Here is a 21376-nt window from a genome sequence, read left to right on the forward strand (position 1 = left end):
AACCGCCGGACCTGCCGACACACCACATCGGAGGGCTGCCGATCGCCCGTCGGGGCCGGTCAGTCGGCCTGTTCGGGAAGCCCGCGCAGGCGGCGTACCGGGGAGAAGGCGACCCACAGCACCCCGGCGAGCGCGCCCGCCGTCGCGATCCACAACGCCGGCCGTACGCCGAGGGCGCTGCCGAGCGCGCCGCCGAGCAGCGCGCCGATCGGCCGGATGCCGTAGTTGATGGTGCGCCGGGCCCCGGCGATCCGCGCCAGCAGCGCCTCCGGGGTCAGCGCGGTCTGCACCGAGCCGACCGTGATGTCGAGCAGCATCACCCCGGCGGCGGAGAGGAACTCGGCGGCGAAGAGCATCCCGACCATCAGCGGTGTCGGCCCACCGGCGAGGGGGATGAGCACCAGGGGGGCGGGGAAGAGGACGAACCCGGCCAGCAGCGTCGGGCCGACGCCGAAGCGGCGGACCAACCGGCCGGTGAGCGCCGCCCCGATCAGGCCGCCCACCGCGCCCGCGCCCAGCACGGCGCCCAGCAGGCCGGGAGCGAGGCCCAGCTCCTGCGTGGCGTAGAGCACGAAGAGGGCGATGAACATGAAGTTGAACAGGTTGATCGTGGTGGTGCCGAGCACGGTCGCGCGCATCATCGGCGTCCGCGCGATGAACCGCAGCCCGGCGCCGAGGGCCAGTCCGCCGCCGCGCGCGGGCGCCGGCTCCGTCGGCCGGATCCGCACCAGGAAGTACGCGGACACGACGTACGACAGCGCGTCGGCGACCAGGGCGATCGGCGCGGTGAGCACCTGCACGAGGACGCCGCCGACGCTCGGCCCTGCCACCAGGGACATCGCCCGGCTGCCGTTGATGAGGGTGTTCGCCTCGACGTAGTCGGCGCGCCCGACGACGGAGACGAAGAGCGGCCCCCGGGCGACCTCGAAGATCACGGCGAGCGTGCCGACCGCGAAGGCCGCCAGGTAGAGCTGCGGCATCGTCAGCAGGTCCAGCACGTACGCCACCGGCACGGCGGTGAGCAGCAGCGCCCGCCCGAGGTCCGTCAGGATCATGAGCCGGCGCTTGTGCGGGTACCGGTCGACCCAGGCGCTGGCGAGCAGCGAGAAGAGCAGGTTCGGGGCGAGCGCGGCGGCGGTCAGGTAGCCCATCTCGGCGGGGGTCGCCTCGAAGACCAGCACGGCCAGCAGCGGCAGGGCCAGGGTGGAGATCTCGTCGCCGAAGTACGACACGGTCTGCGCCGACCAGTACCGACGGAACACGCGCTCGCGCAGCAGCCGGGGCAGCGGGCCGCGCCGGGCGGGACCGCCGGGCGGGGCGGCAACCGGGATGCCGGTCACCTGACCGCTCACCGGTCGCCCTTCTGCTCACCGAGGTCGCGGGCAGCCGGACCGGCGGCCGGAGGTTCCCCGTCACCGCCGCTGACGGCGCTGGCGGTGGCCGCATCGGCATGCTCGGTGGTCGGGCTGGCTCCGGGGGCGGTCGTATTGGCGTTGGCGTTGGCGGTGGCCGTGTTGGCGTTGGTGGTGGCGGTCGGGCCGGTGGCGTCGGCTAGGGCATCGGTGGGTGGCGGGTCGGCGAGCAGGGCCAGGCGGATGAGGTTGACCTTCCGGCTGCCGGCCGGACGCTTCGCCGGGTCGGCGATCCGGTCGTCGTACTCGGTGAAGAGGGCGTCGATCCGTGCTCTGAGCGCGGCCATCTCGTCGACGGTGACGTAGACCGGCCGGTCGGCGAAGCCGGTGACTGCCCGCCAGGCCGTGGACTCGTCGGCGCGCCGGGCCAGGAACTCCTCGGCCTTGCGGACGTAGAGGGCGAGCTGGACGGCGCTCAGTTCGTCGACGGCCGCGCGGGTCTGTGGGTCGTCCGAGACGTCGTCCCAGGAGGTGTTGAGGGCGGTGGCCCGCCAGGGCCGTTCGCGGGCGTCGGCACCGGGTGCCCGCTCGGCGAGCCCGTACTTGGCGAGCTGCCGGAGGTGGAACGAGCAGTTCGGCACGCTCTCGCCGAGCCGCTCGGCAGCCTGGGTCGCGGTCATCGGGCCCTGCTGGCGCAGCAGACCGATCAGCGCCATCCGCAGCGGGTGCGCGTACCCGCGCAGGGCCTTGGGGTCGGAGAGTTTCACCTCGGGCAGCGACATATCCTAAAGCTATCTTTATAAAGAACCCTTTAGCAATACCCGTAGCTCACCACCCACCCCGTCGGAGGCCGCCCAACACCGCATCAGCCGCAGGTGATCAGGACGCCATGGACGTCAAAAGCGCCCGGTAACGTCCATGGCGTCCTGATCACCAAGGGCTCACTGGGGAGGGTGCCCTGGCAGGTGGCGCGGTGGGGCCAACGGCGTGCCACATCTCCAGGCGTCCTGATCACCAGAGGGCTCAACTGGGAGAGGGTGCCGCGCCCGCCGCTGATCCAGGTGCCGGCGCCACCGCCGCTCGGACGGCAGGCGGCAGATCTACACGGAGGATGGTGGCGCCGTGGGCTCCGGCTTGCCACACCTGCGGCGGGTGGCCGCGCGGTGTGCCACCCGCGCGGGCCGTCAGGAACGCGGCCCGGGAGACATGGCCCAGCGCGGGGGAGGGCTCAGGAGCCTGACGGCGAGGCGGCAGGTGCGGGCGGGGAGGGCTCAGAGGGCTGGTGGCGAGGCGGCAGGTGCGGGCGGGGAGGGCTCAGAGGGCTGGTGGCGAGGCGGCAGGTGCGAGCGGGGGAGGCTCAGGAGTTGGCGGGGAGGCGTCAGGTGTAGATGGTGGTGGCGTAGTTCGGGCCGAAGTGGCGTTCCAGGTCGGCCAGGCTCTCGGCCGGGTTCTCGACCTCCTTGATCAGCCGGGCCCGGGACGGCAGTGCGTCCGGCTGCCAGCTCTCCGGTTGCCACAGCTCGGAGCGCAGGAACGCCTTGGCGCAGTGGTAGAAGATCTGCTCGATTTCCACCACCACGGCGAGGATCGGGCGGTGCCCCTTGACCACCATGTCGTCGAACCACGGCGCGTCGCGGACCAGTCGGGCCCGGCCGTTGATCCGTAGCGTGTCCGTACGCCCGGGGATCAGGAAGATCAATCCGACGTGCGGGTTGTCCAGGATGTTGCGGTAGCCGTCGGCGCGCCGGTTGCCCGGCCGCTCCGGGATGGCGACGGTCCGCTCGTCCAGCACCAGCGCGAAGCCGGGCGGGTCGCCCTTCGGCGAGACGTCGCAGCTGCCGTCCGCGCCTGCCGTCGCCACCAGGCAGAACGGCGACGCGGCCAGCCAGTCCCGGTCCCGCGCGTGCAGGACGGGCCGCTCCTTGGTCACCGCGCGCGGCATCGGGGCCCCCAGCAGCTCGCGCAGTTCCTCGTGCGAGGTGATCTCCACCGTCACGTGATCCTCCCCCGTCCGTTGACTCCGGTGGCGGGGTGTCCGCCACGAGTCAGCCTAGAGCGCGACCAGCGCGACGTTTGTCCCTCCAGGGCGGGGGTACCGCGTCATCCGACCCGGTCGGAGAGACCGACCCGACCCGCCCGGAGAGACCGAGCAGTGGAGGCCCGATGGAGAGCCGGCTCAAGGTGCTGGGTCATCCCGTCCACCCGATGCTGGTCATGTTCCCGGTCGGCCTGCTGGTCACTGCGGTTCTGTTCGACCTGGTGGACACCGTCGGCGGGCCGGACTTCCTCGGCGAGGTCGCGTACTGGAACATCACCGTCGGCCTGATCGGCGGCCTGCTGGCCGCGGCGGCCGGGACGTTCGACCTGCTGGCCATCCCGTCGGCCACCCGCGCGAAGCGGGTGGCGCTGACCCACGCCGCCGCCAACGTGGCGGTGATCCTGCTCTTCGCCGCGATCTGGGTGGTCCGGCTCAACGCCGACTCCCGGGCCGCCGGGGGCGCGCTGATCGCCATCGAGGTGGTCGCGCTGGCCATCCTCGGCCTGAGCGCCTGGCTGGGCGGGGAACTGGTCGACCGGCTCGGCGTCGGCGTGGACCGGGAGGCCGGGCTGGACGCGCCCAGCTCACTGCGATCGCCGGCGGCCACCCAGCGGATCGGAGAGGTGCAATGAGCGAACGCAGCGAGCGGGTCGTCAGCGGAGGGCCGGCATGAGCGAGCAGAGCGGCGGGACCGGCCGAGGTTGGCGCGGCCGGCAGCAGGGCTGGGATCCGATGGGCGAACTCCAGTCCCTGCGTTCGGAGCTGCGCCGGTTGGTCGGCGGCCGGACCGGGCCGCCGGACGTCGAGATGGCCGAGACCGCCGACGGCTGGGAGGTCGTGGTGCGGCTGCCCGGGGTGGCGCCGGAGGAGGTGGCCGTCGAACTGGACGACCGCGAGCTCTGCGTCCGGGCCCGCTCCGAGGCCGAGGTCAACGCCGACCACGGCATCCCCGGTGGCTTCGAGACCAGGGGCTTCGAGTACCGGGTCGACCTGCCGTCCCGGGTGGACCCCGACAGCATCGACGCGGTCATGGACCACGGCCTGCTCCGGGTGCGGCTGCCCCGGGCCGCCCGGCCCGCGCCGCGCACCATCACCGTCGGCCGCACCGGGCCCCGACCCGCCGGCCCCGACGGGGGTACGCCGAGCGTCCTCGACCCGGCCGCGGACCGGGAGATGCACCACCCGGACATCGCCGTCGGCGAGACCGACCGGCCGTAACGAGCCGCGTGGGCACCCCGAACCTGCTCGGCCCGGCCACCGGCCGCGTGCCCGACGTCGCGCGGATCGCCGTGCTGCGCGCCAACGCGCTCGGGGACTTCATCTTCGTCCTGCCGGCGCTGGACGCGCTGCGGGCCGCGTACCCGGAAGCGGAGATCGTGCTGCTCGGCGCGCCGTGGCACGCGAAGTTCTGGCGCGACCGGCCCGGGCCGGTGGACCGCGTGCTGGTCGTGCCGCCCGCGCCGGGGCTCCGGGGCCCCGATCCGGGCGAGCCGGAGTCGGCGCTTGGCGACTTCCTGGCCGCGGCCCGCGAGGAACGCTTCGACCTGGCGTTGCAGCTGCACGGCGGCGGGGCCAACTCCAACCCGTTCGTCGGCTCCCTCGGCGCGCGGGTCACCGCCGGGCTGCGCGCCGAGGACGCGCCACCGCTGGACCGCTGGATCCGGTACGTCTACTACCAGCAGGAGGTGATCCGTTACCTGGAGGTGGCCGGCCTGGTCGGCGCGGGCGCCACCACGATCGTCCCGGCGCTGGCCGTGACCGACGCCGACCGGGCCGAGGCGGCCGAGGTGCTCGGCCCGGCGGAGCGGCCGAGAGTGGCGCTGCACCCCGGCGCCACGGACACCCGCCGCCGGTGGCCCGCCGAACGCTTCGCCGAGGTGGCCCGCGAGCTGGTCGGCGACGGGTACGAGGTGCTGGTCACGGGCACGCCCGCCGAGCAGGACGTGGTGGACCGGGTGGTCGCGGCGGCCGGGGTGCCGGTCCGGCCGCAGGTGGGCACGCTCAGCCTCGGCGGCCTGGCCGGCTGCTACGCCGGCTGCCAGTTGGTGGTCTCCAACGACACCGGGCCACTGCACCTGGCCGCCGCCGTGGGCACCTCGACCGTCGGCATCTACTGGGTCGGCAACCTGATCACGGTGGCGAACCTGCTGCGCGGCCGGCACCGGCCGATCAGCTCGTGGACGGTGCTCTGCCCGGTCTGCGGGGTGGACTGCACCCCGGGCATCTACCCGCACCGCCCCGGCGACGGCGAGTGCCCACACCGGGACTCCTTCGTCACCGACGTGCCGGTGGTCGAGGTCCTGGAGGCGGCCCGCGAGCTGCTCCGCCCGGAGCCCGGCGCCCCCTGAGCGGCCGGTAGACCTGACGCGCTCAGGGCGGAAGAGCAGGGCAGATGGGGCCGACAGGCGGTCAGCGAGGACCAAAAAGGAGTCCTCTCGCGGCGAGAGGACTCCTTTGGCTCGAACGGCGTGGTGGGCCTGTTGATCGTCAGGGATCACTTCTGCCCGTAGGCGAAGTGGGCGATGGCCAGCAGCAGTGCCACGGTGCCGGCGAACGCGCTACCGCCCGTGAGGATGGCGGCCGGCACGTTACTGCCGGCAGCGAACGCGAGCAGGCCGGCGATGCAGCCAACCAGGCTCGCGGTGAGCAGCATGAGCAGCACCCAGATCCAGCGTGGTGTATGCGGCGCTCCGGCGGGAGCAGGTGTCGGGCCGTGGGGAGCGGTGGTGTTCGACATGAGACTCTCCGGCTGCGTCGGCGGTGAAAGATGTTCTGCATGGGTAATATGCGCAGCACCGGACTTCCCCCCTGAATGATCTTATGGGGAGGTTCACAAAGGATCTTACGGAGACGCCGAGGGGCAGCGGTGTTGCCGTGACATAGGACTTGACTGAAGATCACCAGACCCGTGGGGAGGCTCTCGCCTGTGGATATTCAAGGGAGCAGTGATCTGGAACGCTCTGAGAGCGGAGCGACAACACTTCCCCCTACGGAGACGCCTGCCAGCCCTGGTGAATCGCCATCTGACATACAACTGCGGGTAGAGGCGGCAAACCTCGCTGAGGCTTCCGAGTTCGACCCCACTTCCAACTATGTGAAGGAAATTCAGGATGGCAGGATCCGGGCTCTCACTCCGCTGGTCCACACTGCTGCCCCGAAGGCCCCTAAGCAGGGTGACGGCGACGCGCGCGAAGGTGATCGGTTGCTGGTGGCACGGCTGGCGAAGAACAACTTCGCCGGACCAGAGTACGACCTGGTGGCTGAGCGGCTGGTCATCGCTGGTCATCGCTACTGTAGGTCTTGGATCAAGAGCGGCAAGATGTCTCGTAAATGCCGAGAGGTAGGTCGGCCGGTGGGTGTGCTGCCGGAGGGCGTCGATCGGCAGGATGTCGACGACCTCGCGACGGATACCGCCGTGGAGGGGGCTGCGCTGTTCCGCCGCGTCGCACTGATCGGCGGCCGTTGGCGTCCGGATGGTGGCGCGTCCCTCCTCACCTACTACATCGGTGCGTGCATCCAGGTCTACCCGGGGATCTATCGCAAGTGGCATCGTGAATACCGTCGGCGGCATCCGGTCGAGGTGCGGGAGGAACTGCCTGAAGCGGGACACGGCGGGGTGGAGGACTACATCGTCCTGACCGCCGCGCTCACCGCAGAACTGGATGAAGCCACCTGGGTTGCCCTGAAGATGAGGGCGGAAGGTGCCTCGCACGCAGATATCGCCGAGATGTTGGGACGCACTCCGAAGGCGGTTGAGAACCTGCTACGACGGGGTAGACCGCGGGCGATGGAGATCATCGAGCGGTCGGGAGGACACCATGTCTGATTCCACCCCGCCGGATCTGGAACTCATTGCTCAGTTGATCGACGACTCCTCGCTCGGCTGCAGGGAGGCGTTCGAGGCGCAGAACGACGTCCCGCTCGACTCGGCCATGCGGCTGCGTGGGTTGACCCGTCAGGACGTACCAGACCGGCAATGGGACAGCTTGCCTGAATCTTCGACTGTGTTGGTGAGCCTCATCAGTGTTGTCCCGAACCTCGATGGCTCCCTGCCCGTCGACAATCCGCTTCCCGCCGATCGTGAACTCCTCGCCGTCAGTCGCGATGGGCAGTGTCTCGAACTCAAGCCCCCGAGGTATTGCCTGCCGGGAGGTGCCCACCGCCAAGAGTGGAACATCTTGGTTGCAGAGACTGGCCAGGCATACCGGTGCAAGCTAGAGTGGTTGGTGCCAGTGCCGCTCGAAAATCGAGGGAGTGTGGCGATAGAAGCAGCGATCTGGTGGGAACTTGCCGAGCCTGAAAAGGCCGCCCGACATCAGTTGAGTTCACTCTCTTCCGACCTGATCCCTATTGCTGCGCGTCGCCTCGGATACGCCGGGAGCGAGATTCCGGACAGCATCGGCAAGCAGATTCTTTTCGAGAATGCTCTCAGTCAGGTGCTGCGGGAGCATGGAATTTCGGCAGAATGCGCAGTCCGCGTAGTCCGGCGCGACCAGTGCGGGCAGCAGCAAGAGCCTGCCGGGCAGCAACCAGAATCAGCGTTGCCGAGTGAGCCGACCTTGTCGAAGGTGAGGTCGGACGATGGGCCTGTGCCCGGTGCGCAGGCGCGAGCGGTGTCACCAAAGGAAGCAGCTGAACTGCCGAGAGACGCCGAGTACATCGTCAACTTGATGGAGTTGCTGCACCGGGAAGGGGGCATCAACTATCTGCCTGAATACGTATCGTTGCTGGCGAGGGGCATCCGATTGCGAAGGGAAGCAGTGGGCCGGCTGCCAGGAGAGCTTGACGTGAGAGGCGCAGCCTATGTGCTTACTCTGGTGGACGAGGCGCTGCGAATTGCGGGAATGCAGGTCGACGACGCTCGAGACAGGATCGTCCAATGGGTGAGCAGCGTTAGTTTCGACCGAACTTTGGAGACAACGGTCGAAGCCTGTGCGGGATGCCGTGCCGGGCAAAGGGGCTTGCCTGCCCTGGTGGGCATGGTGGTGCGAATGCTGCTGGGGGTGGAAAGCGAGGTGCCCTACAGGCGGACGCCCTTCCCCCGATCCCGGACAGCAGACGGACTGCCGCTTCCCCTGATGGGAGACATGGAGGCGCGACGGCAGGGGCGCTACGAATACGACGGGCAGTTTGCGTAATAGTACGGCGCGCAATACGAACCGGGTGTAAGCATTCCCTCTGCCAAAGGAGCCCCTGCGCCGCCGCTCAGGCCGGCTGCGCCGTCTCCTCCTCGGCGAGCACGACCTCCCACGCCTCCACCTCCCGGTCGGTGACCGTGGTCGGCGACTCCAGGTGGTACGCGCCGCTGGGCAGGACGCCGGCGCCGCCGAAGCGCGCCAGCACGGCGAGTTGGGCGGCGACGTCCTCGCCCTGGTGCTTCTCGTGCACCCGCCGCCAGAAGTCGAACCCGCCGGAGTCGACCAGCTTCGCCCGGTCGTAGAGCACGCAGCCGCCGATCCAGGACACCTTGTACGCCCGCCAGCCACCCGACGGCAGGTCCAGCTGCCCCGTGACGTGCAGCAGGTTCGCCGCCGAATGGATCGACGCCCGGTCCCACTGCGGCGTGCCCGGCCGGATCCGTTCCGGGGCGGGCCGCCCGGTCCACTCCTCGTAGTGCCGGTGCGTCTCCGGCCGGACGTCGTCGGCGTACGACAGCCCGTGCACCGCGTTGCCGACGAAGCCGCAGCCCAGCTCCCCGATGGCGGTGACCAGCCGGCGCAGCGTGCCCGGCTCCAGCCAGACGTCGTCGTCGAGGCAGAGCACGTACCGGGCGGCGGACGCAGCCAGCAGGTACGCCCGGTGCTCGGCCAGCCCGCGCCGGGGCAGCCGGCGGGTCAGCAGCACGGGGTGCCCCCGGTGGCGCAGCGCCCGGACCATGGTGGCCGCCGCCGGATGCCGGTACGCGGCGTCGCCGTCGGACTGGTCGCTGACCACCACCCCGAATCCGGGTACGCCCTCCTGGGCGGCCAGCCCGGAGAGGGTGACCGCCAGTTCGGCGGGGCGGTTGCGGGTCGGGATCAGCACGTCGAGCAGCCGATCCGCGCGGAACCCGCCGGCCGTGCCGAGGTCGAGCGGGCGGTTCACGACGGCTCGGGCGTCAGGGAGGTGTCCTCCTCCTGCGGCTCCTGGCCGTGCGCCCGGATCCGGTCGATGATCGCCGAGGTGGACCGGTCGGGGACGTACCCGAGGGTGCGGACCTGCCCGCCGAGGCGGCGTACCAGTGGCGCCTCGGGCACCATCTCCGGCGGGTAGTCGCCGCCCTTGACGTACACGTCGGGGCGGACCGCCTCGATCAGATCCGTCGGGGAGTCCTCCTCGAAGACCACCACGTGGTCGACGCACGCCAGCGCGGCGAGCAGGGCGATCCGGTCCTCGACCGGGTTCACCGGCCGGTCCGGGCCCTTCAGCCGGCGTACGCTGCCGTCGGAGTTGACCGCCACCACCAGCAGGTCGCCGAGCGCGCGGGCCTGCTCCAGGTAGCGCACGTGGCCCCGGTGCAGCACGTCGAAGCAGCCGTTGGTGAAGACGATCGCGCGGCCCGCCCGGCGGTGTTCCTCGACGATCGCGGCCAGCTCGTCGGTGCCGACCAACGCCCGGTGGCCCGCCCCGTCGACCGGTGCGTCCAGCGCGACGAGCAGGTCCTCCCGGCGGCACACGCAGGTGCCGGTGTCCGAGACGGTGATGGTCGCGGCGAGCTGGGCGAGCTGGGCGGCGGTGGGCAGCGGCGCGTCGGCGGCCAGCGCCAGCGTCATCGCCGCCAGGTACGCGTCGCCCGCCCCGACCGCGTGGCTGGCCGGCACGGGGGTGCTGTGGCTGCGCCGGGGCTCGCCGTCCGCCCCGCCGACCACCGCGCCGTCGGTGTCCAGGGTCACCGCCACCACGTCCGCGCCGGTGTGCGCGCGCAGCTCGGCGAGGCGGGACTCGGCCAGCACGGCCCGGTCGACGCCCTCGCCGGCCGTGGCGTTGACGGTGACGCCGGTGCCGGTCACGGTGAGCCCGTTCCCGGTCATCGCCACCCGGCCCTCGCCGGCCGTCGGCTCGCCGGTCGGGTTCGTCGGGCCGGGGCGGTGGGCGGCGTGGTGCGGCGCGACCCCGCCGGGGGAGACGCCCACCGTCAGTTCGGAGGGGCCGTCGGCCGGGTCGCCGTCCGGGTGGTCCAGGTGCAGCCCGGCACCGGGCGCCGGGCGGGCGCCGGCGGCCCGGGCGAGCAGCCGGGTCGCCTCGGCGAAGCTGGGGGTCACCACCGTCGGGGCCAGGCCACGCCAGTCCGCCAGGTCGTGGGCGTCCAGCGCGACCGTCGCGTACCGCTCCCGGTGGGTCACCAGCCAGGCGCGCACGGGCGCGGGCAGCGCGCCCAGGCCGTAGTCGCAGACCACCAGGGTGGGCGCCTCGCCACCCGCCGCGCGCAGCTCCTCGGTGGCGCAGTCCAGCGCGGTGAGCAGGCGGGCCACCCCGTCGGCGTCGAGCACGTCGTCGGGGTCGCCGGAGTCCTCCCGGAGCAGGATCTGGTTGCCCGCCAGCATCCGCCGCTTCACCGGCGTCGGCCGTGCGGGCTGGTTGACCGTACGGTCCCACACGCCGGCCCGGTCCAGACAGTCGTGCAGTTCGTCGCCGGCGACGTCCGCGCCGACCGGCGCCACCAGCACCGCCCGACCTCCGAGTGCGGCGACGTTGACGGCGGTGTTCGCCGCCCCGCCGGCTGCGGAGATCCGCCGGCGGAGGGTGAGGACCGGGGCTGGCGCCTCCCGGCAGAGCCGGTCGGACTCGGCGAAGCGCCACTCGTCGAGCATGGCGTCCCCGACGACCAGGACGGGACGACCCAGCCAGCCCTCCACCACCGCGGTGAGCCGGCGCTGTTCCGCTGCTCCTCCTGCCATGCCGTCCCGGGTCCCCCGGGGCATCCGGGCCAAACCTGCCGCCGTCGGGGAGGGGTTTCGGGCACCGGGCCCCGGGAAGGGACGGACGGTACCCCCGGAGAGGAGAGAGACCGAGATGGCAGCGACGACACTTCAGGGCAAGCGGATCGCGTTCCTGGCCGCCGACGGCGTCGAGGAGGTCGAGTACGTCCAGCCCCGCGAGGCGGTGGAGCAGGCCGGCGCCACGGTGGAGCTGGTCTCGCTCAAGCCCGGCACCATCCAGTCCTTCAACCACCTGGACCAGTCGAAGACGTACGACGTGGACGTGACCGCGGCCGACGCGGACGCGGCCGGCTACGACGCGCTGGTGCTGCCGGGCGGGGTGGCGAACCCGGACTTCCTGCGGGCCGACGCGGACGCGGTGCGCTTCGTCAGGGCGTTCTTCGACGCCGGCAAGCCGGTCGGGGTGATCTGCCACGGGCCGTGGACGCTCATCGAGGCGGACGTGGTGCGGGGCCGCCGGCTCACCTCCTGGCCCAGCCTGCGCACAGACCTGGCCAATGCCGGCGCGGACTGGGTCGACGAGCAGGTCGTCACGGACGGCGGCCTGGTCAGCAGCCGCAAGCCGGACGATCTGCCGGCCTTCTGCGCCAAGATCGTCGAAGAGTTCGCCGAGGGCCCGCACTCGTCCCGCTGACCGATCGTTGGTCGTGAGGTCGGTGGCCGGAGCGCCACCGGCCCCATGATCGACGAGGTGCCCTACGCTCCGCACGCATGTTTCGGGTGAGCGGGGAAAGGAGGCGGGATGACCACGGAAGCCCCGGCGCTCGGCGGGCGACAGATCCGGCTGCTGATGTTCGGCCTGATGACCGGCATGTTGTTGGCCGCGCTCGACCAGACCATCGTCGGCACCGCGCTGCCGACCATCGTCGGCGAGTTGGGCGGGATCAACCACTACTCGTGGGTGGTGACCGCGTACCTGCTGGCATCCACGGCCTCGACGCCGCTCTACGGCAAGATGGCCGACCTGTACGGGCGACGCCCCGTCTTCCTCTTCTCCATCGGCACGTTCCTGCTCGGCTCGCTGCTGGCCGGCCTGTCGCAGGACATGACCCAGCTCATCGTCACCCGGGGGGTCCAGGGCCTCGGCGCCGGCGGCCTGATGACGCTCGCGTTCACCATCATCTCGGACGTGGTGTCGCCCCGGGAGCGAGGCCGCTACCAGGGCCTGTTCGGGGCGGTCTTCGGCCTCTCGTCGGTCGCCGGGCCGCTGGTCGGCGGCTACTTCGCTGAGACCGACTGGCGGTGGATCTTCTACATCAACGTGCCGCTGGGGATCCTGGCGATCATCGTGTGCTCCCGGGTGCTGCGGCTGATCCCGTTCACCAGGCGTGACCACTCGATCGACTGGCTCGGCGCGGCGCTGCTGGTCGCCGGGGTGAGCTGCCTGCTGCTCGCGCTGAGCTGGGGCGGCAACGAGTACGCCTGGGGCTCCGGGGTGATCATCGGCCTCTTCGTCGCGGGCGCGGTGCTCGGCGTGCTCTTCGTGCTCCAGGAGGCCCGGGTGGCCGAGCCGATCCTGCCGCTGCGGCTGTTCCGCAGCGCCACGTTCGCGCTGGCCAACTCGGCCGGCTTCGTGCTCGGCCTGGTGATGTTCGGCTCGATCATCTTCATCCCGCTCTACCTCCAGATCGTCCGGGGCGCCTCGCCCACCCGCAGCGGCCTGCTGATGCTGCCGATGATGGCCGGCATCATCGTCACCTCGGTGCTGACCGGCCGGGCGATGAGCCGGATCGGCCGGTACAAGTGGTTCCCGGTGTCCGGCGCGGCGGTGCTGCTGGTCGGCATGCTGTTGTTCACCCGGCTGGAGGTGGACACCTCGCTCTGGGCGGCCTTCGGCTTCATGGTCGTGATCGGGATCGGGCTGGGGCTCTGCATGCAGTCGCTGATCCTGGCCGTGCAGAACTCCGTGTCGATGCGGGACCTGGGCGCCGGCACCTCGTCGGCGACGTTCTTCCGGTCGCTGGGCGGCTCGTTCGGCGTCGCCATCCTCGGCGCGGTGCTGTCGTCGCGGCTCACCTCGGAACTCGCGGACCGGCTGCCGGGCGCGATCGCCGTACTGCCGCCGGAGCAGCAGGCCGCCGTCGCGGCGAGCGGCGGGGCGGACGTGTCGGTCAACGATCCGGCGACCATCCTGGCGCTCCCCGCCCCGGTGCGCGCGGCCGTCCAGGCGGCGTTCGTCGAGTCGCTGCACCTGGTCTTCCTGACCACCGGCCTGATCGCGATCGTGGCGGTGCTGGTCACGTTGGCGCTGCCGAACGAGAAGCTGCGTGGTGCGGGCCCGGGCGGCGCCACGGGCGGCACGGACGGCCTCGGCGGCGAGGGCCCGGCACCCGGCGGCAAGCCGCTGGACAGGGAGTCGAAGCAGGAGGCCGCCGCCGAGATGGAGGCGAAGAGCCAGACGATGCTCTGACCGGCCCGACCTCGACCGCGACCCCGGCCCCGATCTCGGCCTCGGCTCCGGCCCCGACCTGGGGCTCCGGGTCGGGACCGGTCGGGGCCGGGTCGGCCGGCCTACTTGAGGATCAGCCGGTTGGTCTGCTCGAAGACGTCCAGGTCGGCGACGGTCTCGGCGACGCTCGCGGAGAGCGGGGCCGGCAGTTGCGCCCGGTGGAAGAAGCCCGCGTCGGTCGTCTCGTCGGTGACCCGGGTCAGTTCCCCGTCCCACTCGTCGACGCGGAACGCGGTCGTGAAGATCTGGTACGTGTGGCCGTACATGTTGGTGTGGGTGCGGTCCGGGCCCGTGTAGAGGGCGAAGGCGCTGACCCGCAGTGCGCGCAGCCCGGTCTCCTCGCGTACCTCCCGGACGGCGCAGTCGGCGATCGACTCGCCCAGTTCCATCGCCCCGGCGGGCAGGGCCCACTGCCCGTTGTCGGAGCGCTGGATCAGCAGGAGGCGCCCCGCCCTGTCGCGGACCACGGCGCGGGCGCCGACGAACATCAGCGTCCGGTCACCGGCGAGCGCGCGTAGCTGTCCCACGTACGAATCGGCCCAGGAGATGCTCACCCGGACAATTTACGGTGCCGTTACGGTCTCGACCGGCATTCCAGGGTTCCCAACCTGTGACCGCCGACACTACTTTGTTACCCATGCGTAGCACGATGATGGACGCCCCCCTCCAGGTCTCCCGGATCCTCGGCCACGGCGCCACCGTGCACGGCACGGCGGAGGTCGTCACCTGGACGGGCGGCGAGCCGCGTCGGATGACGTACGCCGAGGTCGGGCGTATGGCGGCCCGGCTGGCCCACGCGCTGCGCGACGAGTGCGGTGTCACCGGCGACGAGCGGGTCGCCACCTTCATGTGGAACAACGCCGAGCACCTGGTGGCGTACTTCGCGGTGCCCAGCATGGGCGCGGTGCTGCACACCCTCAACCTCCGGCTCTTCCCGGACCAGGTCGCCTACATCGCCAACCACGCCGAGGACCGGGTGGTGCTGGTCGACTCGACGCTCATCCCGCTGCTGGCCCGGGTGATCGGCGAGATGGGCACCGTGCGGCACGTGGTGGTCGTCGGCGGCGGCGACCCGGCCCCGCTCACGGCGGCGGCCGGCGACCGGATCGCCGTGCACCACTGGGACGCGCTGCTGGCCGACCGCCCGGACGTCTTCGACTGGCCCGAGGTGGACGAGCGCGACGCCGCCGCCCTCTGCTACACCTCGGGGACCACCGGCAACCCGAAGGGCGTGGCCTACTCGCACCGCTCGATCTACCTGCACTCCCTCCAGGTCTGCATGCCGGAGGCGTTCGGCCTCGGGCCCACCGACCGCGAGCTGCCCATCGTGCCGATGTTCCACGCGATGGCCTGGGGCCTGCCGTACGCGGCGTTCCTCTCCGGGGCGTCGTTGATCATGCCGGACCGGTTCCTCCAGGCCGCGCCGATCGCCGACATGATCGCCGCAGAGCGGCCCACCCTGGCCGGCGCCGTGCCGACCATCTGGACCGACCTGCTGGCCCACCTGGACGCCCACGACGTGGACAGTTCCTCGCTGCGGGAGGTGATCGTCGGCGGTTCGGCCTGCCCGCCAGCGCTGATGCACGCGTTCGCCGAGCGGCACGGCATCGACGTCATCCACGCCTGGGGGATGACGGAGATGTCCCCGCTGGGCTCGGTCTCCCGGCCGCCGGCCGGCGCGACCGGCGAGGAGGCCTGGCGCTACCGCTACACGCAGGGGCGCGTGCCGGCCGGGGTCGAGGCCCGCATCGTCGGCCCGCTGGGCGAGTCGCTGCCCGCCGACGGGACGTCGGTCGGCGAGTTGGAGGTCCGCGGGCCGTGGGTGACCGCCCGGTACGTCGGCGACGACGTGCCGGACGAGGAGAAGTTCCGCGACGGCTGGCTGCGTACCGGCGACGTCGGCACCCTCTCGCCGGACGGGTACATCACGCTCACCGACCGGGCCAAGGACGTCATCAAGTCCGGCGGTGAGTGGATCTCCTCGGTCGAGCTGGAGAACGCCCTGATGGCCCACCCGGCGGTGCTGGAGGCCTGCGTGGTGGGGGTGCCCGACGAGCGCTGGGGTGAGCGGCCGCTGGCCACCGTCGTGCTCCGCGAGGGGGCGTCGGCGACGGTCGAGGAGCTGCGGGAGTTCCTGGCCGGGTCGGTGGCCCGCTGGCAGCTGCCGGAGCGTTGGGCCGTCATCGACGCGGTGCCGAAGACCAGCGTCGGCAAGTTCGACAAGAAGGTCGTCCGTTCCCGGTACGCCGGGGGCGAACTGAGTGTCCGGGAGCTGACCGCCCCGTAATGTTCTCAGGCGCACCGTCGCCTGTTGGGGTAGGGAACACTCCTGAATTCCCTCCCCAGGGGCGGCCCCGGCGTTCGCACCGCGCCGGGGCCGCCCGCTCCATGCGGGGTACCCGCACCGTCATTGTTGCGAAACTTGTTCGCCTCTGTGCCCACTACGGGGAAATCCGCCCAGCTCAGAAGGCTTTCGGCCTCCGGCCGTTACTCTTCCCCGCTCGTGGTGATCAGCACCTTCCCGACCACCGAGTTCTCCACCGCCTGGTGGGCCGCGACGGCCGCCGAGAGCGGGTGACGGTGCAGCGGCAGGCCCGCCTCCTCGCCCACCCGGATCCCGCCCTGCGCCGCCGCGGCGGCCACGTCCACCACCGCCTGGGCCTTGGCCGCCTTCGGCTCGGTGTAGACGAGGACGAACTGGAACCGCGCGTTCGGCGCCATCAACGGCCGGATCGGCAGGGTCACCTCGTCCCCGCCGTCGTCGGCGTAGACGCAGACCGCCCCGCCGCGCCGGAGCAGTTGGACGTCGGCGGCGGCGTTGCGCGCCGCGGAGACCTCGACGATCGTGTGCACCCCGTCGGGCGCGATCTTGCGGACCTCCTCGACCACGTCCTGCTTCCGGTAGTCGACCACGAAGGACGCGCCGGCCGCCGCCGCCAGCTGCGCCTTCTCCGGGCTGCTGACGGTGGCGACCACGCAGGCGTCCGCCCAGCGGGCGAGCTGGATGGCCGCGTTGCCCACCGCGCCCGCCCCGCCCTGCACGAGCACCGTGTGGTCGCTGAGCGCGCCCGCGTGCAGCCGGTCCGGCGTGTACTCGCCGGCGGTGAGGCAGCGGTGCGCGGTGAGGAAGGGGATGCCCAGGCTGGCGCCCAGCTCGAAGGAGGCGTCGCCGAGGGGCACCGCCTGCCGTACCGGCACCACCGTGTACTCGGCGGCGGTGCCCCACGGCCGCTGCCACGCGGCCTCCCACAGCCAGACCCGCTCGCCGATCAGGTCCCGGTCGACGCCCTCGCCCACCGCCTCGATCACCCCCGCGCCGTCCTGCCCGGGGGTCTGCCAGTCGCCCGGCATCGGCCCCTGTGAGCGGGTCTTCCAGTCCGTCGGGTTCACCCCGGAGAACGCCACCCGCACCAGGACCTCGCCGGGTCCGGGCTCCGGCACCGGCCGGTCGACCAGTTGCAGCACCGAGGCGTCGCCGGTGCGCTCGTACACGATCGCCTTCATCCCCGTCTCCTCACCCGGCGGCCCCGGCCGGGGCGCCGTGGCTGCGGTACCCGGCGGATCCGCGCTCATGCCCGCGACGGGCCCGCCGGTGATCAGGGCGCCCGGGGCCTGGTGGGGCTCTACCCGAGCTGGTCCACGGTCTGCGGGGTCAGCTCCCCGACCGTGCCCAGGACCAGCGTCGCGAGGCGCTCGGCGTCCGGGTCCAGCGGGTACGCGCCGTGCGGCACCGCCACCACCGTCATCCGGGCGGCGGCGGCCGAGCGGACGCCGTTGGACGAGTCCTCCACGGCCACGCAGCGGGCCGGGTCGACGCCCAGCCGCTCGGCGACCGCCAGGTAGACGTCGGGCGCCGGCTTGCCCCGCTCGGTCTCCTCGGTCGACAGCGTGGCGCCGAACGCCCCGGTCAGGTCCGTCGCGGCCAGCGCCGCCGCGATCAGCCGGGTCGGCGACGAGCTGGCCAGCCCCAGCGGCCACCGTTCGGCCAGCCGGCGCACGACCCGGTCGGCCCCGTCGATCAGCGGTACGCGCTCCGCGTACCGCCGGGTCATCTCCTCGATCACCTCGGTGGCGACCTGCTCGGGGCTGCGGTCGACGCCCAGCTCACCGCTCAGGTAGTGGGCCCACTCGCCGGTGCTCATGCCCATCAGCCGGCGCTGCGTGTCGGGCTGCCAGGTGCCGCCGTGCGCCGCGACGTACGCCCGCCGGACCTCCTCCCACACCGGCTCGGAGTCCACGATCACGCCGTCCAGGTCGAAGACCACCGCATCCGCCACGAACCCATCCTGCCCCATCGGCGGCGTCCGGGCCGGTCGGCGGGGGTCAGCTCCGCAGCGCGGGCAGGCCGATCGGGTTGCCCTCCGGGATGACGGTGTGGGCGGCGCGGGCGATCGGTTCGAGCAACTCCCGCAGCCGCTCGGTGCGCTCCGGGCCCAGCGTCCGCCACGGGCGGGCGGCGGCGGCGTCGGTGGCGTCCTCGATCGCCTGGAACCGGGCGAGACCCTCCTCGGTCGGCTTCCCGTCCGGGGTGAGCCAGCCCCGCTCGGCCAGCCGGGCGCGGGCGGCGGCCCACTGCTCCTCCGACCAGCCGCGCCCCAGCAGGTTCAGCGGCGAGATGTCGACCGCGACCCGCCAGGCCAGCGTCTCCACCGGGTCGAGGTCGGCCGCGACCAGCGCGGCGATGTGCCCGTCGCCGCGCTGCTCGCGCAGGGTGGTGGCGGCCTGCCAGAGCCGGGCCAGCGGGTACTCGCCGCGCGGCAGGGCGGCGTTGGCGGCACCCAGCACCCGGCCGGCGGGCTCCGCCTCGGCGGCGGCCGCCTCCAGCAGCTCGGCCGCCTCGACGAGGTGCGACTCCGGCAGCTCGTAGGTCAGCTCGGCCAGCGCCTGCACCGCGCCCGTGAGCCGCGCCCGCAGCGCCTCCTCCGGGGTGGCCAGCCGCCAGACGGCCGGCAGCGCCCGCGCCACCGTGTGCGGGGCGAAGTTGAAGAACGCCGCCGTCACCGGGGCGGGCTCGGCGGCCCCCAGCGGCGCGGCCCGGCCGGCGAAGTAGCCGCGCCAGAAGCCCCGCAGCCCGACCGCCTCGAAGGCGGCCCGGGCGCGGGGGTGGAAGTAGGTGATCGCGTGGACCGGCTCGTAGTGGGTCCACAACACCCGGGCGGTCCGCCCCGCGTCGTCCAGCGCCGTCACGTGCACCTCCGCGTCCGGTCGTCACCCCGGACGGTCGGACCGCCCGGGGTGACGCTGAACCTACTGCCCGTGGCCGAGGGGCCGAAAGCCCTCTGTGGGCTACTGCATCAACGACGGGCGACATCCCGGGCGAACCGGGCCGCTATCGCGGGGCAACGGCCCGGTCACGGAGGTCGACCGACGGGTCACTGGGCCGCGAGCACGTCCACGACGAAGCGCAGCGGGCCGGCGGGACGGCCGCCGGGCGGGTTCGTGCCGTACGCCAGCTCGGCCGGGAGGTCGAGCTGCACGCGGCTGCCGACGGTCACCCCGACGAGGCCCTGGTCCCAGCCCGGGATGACCTGGCCGACGCCGATGGCGAAGGTCGCCGGCTCGTTGCGGCTCCACGACGAGTCGAACTCCTTCCCGTCCTTGTAGAAGACGCCGACGTAGTTCGTGGTGATCGTCTGACCCTTCTTCACCGCCGGGCCGGTGCCCTTGATCAGCGGGGTCACGACGAGCTTCTTCAGCTCGCCCTCGCCGGCGGTGACCTTCGGCTTGGTGCCCAGGGCCGGGTCGGCCCCATCCGGGAGCTGCGGGGCGGGGGGCGTGTCGGCGGCGGGGGCGCTGGCGGACGGGCCGGCCGAGGGGGCGCTGGCCGTCTGGTCCTTGTCGCCGTCGCTGTTGCGCCCGATCGTCACGAAGACGGTGATCAGCACCGCGACGACGGCGACCCCTGCGAGCCCGCCGGCCCAGGCCTGCCGGCGGCGCTTCGCCTCGGCCGCCTTCTGGGCGGCCAACTGGGCGGCCAGCCGCCGCTCCGACTTCTGGGACCGGTTCTGCGTACGCTCGCTCACGGCGTCGACTCCCTGCTGCGAAGGTGGTGGCCGGCATCGGAGTGCCGGGGGGAAAGCCGACGCACACGGTACCCGCCCGGCCGCCCAGCGCGCCGCCTCGACCGTGGCCGCTCCCGCCGCACCGGTCACGCCGGCCCCGGCACCACCATGAAGTCGGTCACGAACGAGGTGACCCGGCCGTCGGCGGTCCGCCCGATCCAGGTGCCGTAGCAGCCGTCGCCCCAGCCGGACCAGACCGTCACCACGTTGGCCCCGGTCGCCTCGTCGAGCACCGCGGCGACGTGCCCCGGCACCGGCCCGTCCGCGGGCTCGTCCGCGACGAAGACGGCCGTCACCGCGTCCTCGTCCCACGCCTCCAGGGCGGCCAGCGCGGTGGGATCGGCCAGGGTGCCGATTCCGGTGTCCACCCCGTAGCCGAACCAGCCGTCGGACTTGAGGGCCGCGACGTCCTGGTCGCCGACCAGCGCCATCTCCCAGCGGGCCGCCGGCTCGTCGTGGACCACCAGTTCGAGGGCGGCCACCCGCCGGTCCGCCTCGGTGTCCTCGCCCCGCACCACCGCGACCCAGGCCCGCGCCGGGTAGCGGCCGGGCGCCACCCCGACCGTGAACGGTTCGTCCTCGGGGCAGGCGACCGGGTCGCAGCCGACCACCCGCCCCGTCGGCAGCACGACGTCGCCCAGCGGGTGCACCTCCATGACGTACGTGGCGTGCTCGTCGGTGAAGCGGGCGCCGGGTGTCAGCAGCCGGTCCAGGTCGGGGGTGTACGGCATGGGGTTCCTCTCGCGGCGGGGGCCGGCGGAGCGTACCCGCGGCGATCCGCACCCGCGAGACCGCACCGCGCCGGCCGGCGGTTCAGCCCTCGAGATGCCGTGCCAACGCCTGGCGCAGGTGGTGCTTCGGGCGGGAGCCGACGATCGAGCCGACCACCTGCCCGTGGCGGAAGACCAGGAGGGTGGGCAGGGACATCACGCCGTAGGTGCGGGTGGCCGTCGGGTTGGCGTCGGTGTCGATCGTGGCCACGACCAGCCGCCCGGCGAACTCCTCGGCGAGCTCGGCGAGGCTGCGGGAGATGGCCCGGCACGGCGGGCACCAGTCCGCCCAGAAGTCGACCACCACCGGCCGGTCGGCGGCGAGCACCACGGTGGCGAAGGTGTCGTCGGTGACGGCGGTCAGCGAGCCGTTCGGCGCAGTCTCGAGCATGTTTCCTCCCGGTGGGTGATGGCGTGGGCGAGTTGGTCGCGCAACTCCTGGCGGACCGCGTGCAGCCGGTCGATGCCGGCGTCGACCTCGGCCAGCTTGCGCCGCAGCACGGCCACCGAGTCGGGGCAGACGTGACCGGAGGCGTTGCCGGCCCGCAGGCAGGCGACGAACGGGCGGATGTCGTCCAGGCCGAAGCCCACCGCCAGCAGCGCCCGGATCTCGCGTACGACGGGCAGCTCCGCCTCGTCGTAGACCCGGTACCCGTTGGCCGAGCGGCCCGCCCGGACCAGGCCGTGCGTCTCGTAGTAACGCAGGGCCCGGGTGCTCGTGCCGGCGCGCTCCGCCAGCTCACCGATCAGCATCCGACCTCCCTCGTCCGACCCGACCGACGCTAG

The 21376-nt window shown here is 72.6% G+C and carries 21 protein-coding genes and 1 pseudogene; 8 read left to right on the forward strand and 14 right to left on the reverse strand.

What is annotated here, in order from left to right; all coding sequences use genetic code 11:
• Positions 1–59: 59 nt before the first annotated feature.
• The 3 genes from ACPXCB_RS15995 to ACPXCB_RS16005 form a co-directional block, all read right to left on the reverse strand.
• Positions 60–1352 carry an MFS transporter gene (locus ACPXCB_RS15995; protein ID WP_425876129.1) on the reverse strand — a complete coding sequence of 431 codons (1293 nt, stop codon included), beginning with the start codon at positions 1350–1352 and terminating at the stop codon, positions 60–62.
• Positions 1349–2134 carry a helix-turn-helix domain-containing protein gene (locus tag ACPXCB_RS16000; RefSeq protein WP_425876131.1) on the reverse strand — a complete coding sequence of 262 codons (786 nt, stop codon included), beginning with the start codon at positions 2132–2134 and terminating at the stop codon, positions 1349–1351. The genes ACPXCB_RS15995 and ACPXCB_RS16000 overlap by 4 nt, the downstream gene beginning before the upstream one ends.
• Positions 2135–2730: 596 nt before the next feature.
• Positions 2731–3348 carry a pyridoxamine 5'-phosphate oxidase family protein gene (locus ACPXCB_RS16005; RefSeq protein WP_425876132.1) on the reverse strand — a complete coding sequence of 206 codons (618 nt, stop codon included), beginning with the start codon at positions 3346–3348 and terminating at the stop codon, positions 2731–2733.
• Positions 3349–3515: 167 nt separating this feature from the next.
• Here ACPXCB_RS16005 and ACPXCB_RS16010 point away from each other — a divergent pair, with 167 nt between their 5' ends.
• Genes ACPXCB_RS16010 through ACPXCB_RS16020 form a run of 3 tightly spaced genes read left to right on the forward strand, consistent with a single transcriptional unit; the run spans position 3516 to position 5738 of the window.
• Positions 3516–4022 carry a DUF2231 domain-containing protein gene (locus ACPXCB_RS16010; protein ID WP_425876134.1) on the forward strand — a complete coding sequence of 169 codons (507 nt, stop codon included), beginning with the start codon at positions 3516–3518 and terminating at the stop codon, positions 4020–4022.
• 37 nt (positions 4023–4059) lie between these two features.
• Positions 4060–4608 (forward strand): Hsp20/alpha crystallin family protein, encoded by a 549-nt coding sequence (locus ACPXCB_RS16015; protein WP_425876136.1) that lies wholly within the window; start codon positions 4060–4062, stop codon positions 4606–4608.
• Positions 4609–4616: 8 nt separating this feature from the next.
• The gene (locus ACPXCB_RS16020) at positions 4617–5738 is read left to right on the forward strand and encodes a glycosyltransferase family 9 protein (RefSeq protein WP_425876138.1); all 1122 of its coding nucleotides are present in this window, start codon (positions 4617–4619) and stop codon (positions 5736–5738) included.
• Positions 5739–5884: 146 nt separating this feature from the next.
• On the opposite strand, the gene ACPXCB_RS16025 is transcribed toward ACPXCB_RS16020, so the two are convergent.
• Complete coding sequence (locus tag ACPXCB_RS16025; RefSeq protein WP_393168852.1) at positions 5885–6052, reverse strand: hypothetical protein; 168 nt, start codon at positions 6050–6052, stop codon at positions 5885–5887.
• Between the two features lie 264 nt (positions 6053–6316).
• On the opposite strand from ACPXCB_RS16025, the gene ACPXCB_RS16030 reads away from it, so the two are divergent.
• On the forward strand, positions 6317–7216 hold the full coding sequence (locus ACPXCB_RS16030) for an RNA polymerase sigma factor (protein ID WP_425876140.1): 900 nt from the start codon (positions 6317–6319) through the stop codon (positions 7214–7216).
• Positions 7209–8528, forward strand: a complete 1320-nt coding sequence (locus ACPXCB_RS16035; protein WP_425876142.1) for a hypothetical protein — start codon at positions 7209–7211, stop codon at positions 8526–8528. The genes ACPXCB_RS16030 and ACPXCB_RS16035 overlap by 8 nt, the downstream gene beginning before the upstream one ends.
• Positions 8529–8595: 67 nt before the next feature.
• Here the strand turns inward: ACPXCB_RS16035 and ACPXCB_RS16040 are convergent, their stop codons facing one another.
• Together ACPXCB_RS16040 and rfaE2 are read right to left on the reverse strand one after the other, a co-directional pair.
• Positions 8596–9474, reverse strand: a complete 879-nt coding sequence (locus ACPXCB_RS16040) for a glycosyltransferase family 2 protein (protein ID WP_425876144.1) — start codon at positions 9472–9474, stop codon at positions 8596–8598.
• The gene (rfaE2, locus tag ACPXCB_RS16045) at positions 9471–11267 is read right to left on the reverse strand and encodes a D-glycero-beta-D-manno-heptose 1-phosphate adenylyltransferase (RefSeq protein WP_425876193.1); all 1797 of its coding nucleotides are present in this window, start codon (positions 11265–11267) and stop codon (positions 9471–9473) included. The genes ACPXCB_RS16040 and rfaE2 overlap by 4 nt, the downstream gene beginning before the upstream one ends.
• A 115-nt stretch (positions 11268–11382) precedes the next feature.
• Here rfaE2 and ACPXCB_RS16050 point away from each other — a divergent pair, with 115 nt between their 5' ends.
• Positions 11383–11943, forward strand: a complete 561-nt coding sequence (locus ACPXCB_RS16050; protein ID WP_421456966.1) for a type 1 glutamine amidotransferase domain-containing protein — start codon at positions 11383–11385, stop codon at positions 11941–11943.
• 108 nt (positions 11944–12051) lie between these two features.
• Complete coding sequence (locus ACPXCB_RS16055) at positions 12052–13719, forward strand: MDR family MFS transporter (protein WP_425876146.1); 1668 nt, start codon at positions 12052–12054, stop codon at positions 13717–13719.
• A gap of 101 nt (positions 13720–13820) precedes the next feature.
• Here the strand turns inward: ACPXCB_RS16055 and ACPXCB_RS16060 are convergent, their stop codons facing one another.
• Entirely contained in the window at positions 13821–14312 is a 492-nt protein-coding gene (locus ACPXCB_RS16060) for an NUDIX domain-containing protein (RefSeq protein ID WP_425876148.1), read from the reverse strand.
• An 83-nt stretch (positions 14313–14395) separates the two neighbouring features.
• Between ACPXCB_RS16060 and ACPXCB_RS16065 the strand changes: the two genes are divergently transcribed.
• Complete coding sequence (locus ACPXCB_RS16065; RefSeq protein ID WP_425876150.1) at positions 14396–16045, forward strand: fatty acid--CoA ligase; 1650 nt, start codon at positions 14396–14398, stop codon at positions 16043–16045.
• Between the two features lie 200 nt (positions 16046–16245).
• Here the strand turns inward: ACPXCB_RS16065 and ACPXCB_RS16070 are convergent, their stop codons facing one another.
• From ACPXCB_RS16070 to ACPXCB_RS16100, 7 genes and pseudogenes are all read right to left on the reverse strand, one after another.
• Entirely contained in the window at positions 16246–17262 is a 1017-nt protein-coding gene (locus tag ACPXCB_RS16070) for an NADPH:quinone reductase (protein WP_425876152.1), read from the reverse strand.
• A 119-nt stretch (positions 17263–17381) separates the two neighbouring features.
• Entirely contained in the window at positions 17382–18035 is a 654-nt protein-coding gene (locus tag ACPXCB_RS16075; protein ID WP_425876154.1) for an HAD family hydrolase, read from the reverse strand.
• A gap of 46 nt (positions 18036–18081) precedes the next feature.
• On the reverse strand, positions 18082–18936 hold the full coding sequence (locus ACPXCB_RS16080) for an SCO6745 family protein (RefSeq protein ID WP_425876195.1): 855 nt from the start codon (positions 18934–18936) through the stop codon (positions 18082–18084).
• A 194-nt stretch (positions 18937–19130) separates the two neighbouring features.
• Positions 19131–19818: pseudogene (locus ACPXCB_RS16085) on the reverse strand (FKBP-type peptidyl-prolyl cis-trans isomerase).
• Positions 19819–19906: 88 nt separating this feature from the next.
• Positions 19907–20551, reverse strand: coding sequence for a DUF4241 domain-containing protein (locus tag ACPXCB_RS16090; protein WP_425876155.1), 645 nt, complete (start codon positions 20549–20551; stop codon positions 19907–19909).
• Positions 20552–20633: 82 nt separating this feature from the next.
• The gene (gene trxA, locus ACPXCB_RS16095; RefSeq protein WP_425876157.1) at positions 20634–20981 is read right to left on the reverse strand and encodes a thioredoxin; all 348 of its coding nucleotides are present in this window, start codon (positions 20979–20981) and stop codon (positions 20634–20636) included.
• The gene (locus tag ACPXCB_RS16100; protein ID WP_425876159.1) at positions 20951–21343 is read right to left on the reverse strand and encodes a MerR family transcriptional regulator; all 393 of its coding nucleotides are present in this window, start codon (positions 21341–21343) and stop codon (positions 20951–20953) included. The genes trxA and ACPXCB_RS16100 overlap by 31 nt, the downstream gene beginning before the upstream one ends.
• Positions 21344–21376: the final 33 nt, after the last annotated feature.

The sequence above is a fragment of the Micromonospora sp. DT62 genome (assembly GCF_049847285.1).
Lineage (GTDB): Bacteria > Actinomycetota > Actinomycetes > Mycobacteriales > Micromonosporaceae > Micromonospora > Micromonospora reichwaldensis.

What these genes read in the sequence shown, in the direction of transcription:
- ACPXCB_RS16000 (WP_425876131.1), bottom strand. Translation starts at nt 2,134, where the DNA reads ATGTCGCTGCCCGAGGTGAAACTCTCCGACCCCAAGGCCCTGCGCGGG.
- ACPXCB_RS16010 (WP_425876134.1), top strand. Translation starts at nt 3,516, where the DNA reads ATGGAGAGCCGGCTCAAGGTGCTGGGTCATCCCGTCCACCCGATGCTG.
- ACPXCB_RS16015 (WP_425876136.1), top strand. Translation starts at nt 4,060, where the DNA reads ATGAGCGAGCAGAGCGGCGGGACCGGCCGAGGTTGGCGCGGCCGGCAG.
- ACPXCB_RS16035 (WP_425876142.1), top strand. Translation starts at nt 7,209, where the DNA reads ATGTCTGATTCCACCCCGCCGGATCTGGAACTCATTGCTCAGTTGATC.
- rfaE2 (WP_425876193.1), bottom strand. Translation starts at nt 11,267, where the DNA reads ATGGCAGGAGGAGCAGCGGAACAGCGCCGGCTCACCGCGGTGGTGGAG.
- ACPXCB_RS16050 (WP_421456966.1), top strand. Translation starts at nt 11,383, where the DNA reads ATGGCAGCGACGACACTTCAGGGCAAGCGGATCGCGTTCCTGGCCGCC.
- ACPXCB_RS16055 (WP_425876146.1), top strand. Translation starts at nt 12,052, where the DNA reads ATGACCACGGAAGCCCCGGCGCTCGGCGGGCGACAGATCCGGCTGCTG.
- ACPXCB_RS16065 (WP_425876150.1), top strand. Translation starts at nt 14,396, where the DNA reads ATGCGTAGCACGATGATGGACGCCCCCCTCCAGGTCTCCCGGATCCTC.
- ACPXCB_RS16070 (WP_425876152.1), bottom strand. Translation starts at nt 17,262, where the DNA reads ATGAAGGCGATCGTGTACGAGCGCACCGGCGACGCCTCGGTGCTGCAA.
- ACPXCB_RS16090 (WP_425876155.1), bottom strand. Translation starts at nt 20,551, where the DNA reads ATGCCGTACACCCCCGACCTGGACCGGCTGCTGACACCCGGCGCCCGC.
- trxA (WP_425876157.1), bottom strand. Translation starts at nt 20,981, where the DNA reads ATGCTCGAGACTGCGCCGAACGGCTCGCTGACCGCCGTCACCGACGAC.
- ACPXCB_RS16100 (WP_425876159.1), bottom strand. Translation starts at nt 21,343, where the DNA reads ATGCTGATCGGTGAGCTGGCGGAGCGCGCCGGCACGAGCACCCGGGCC.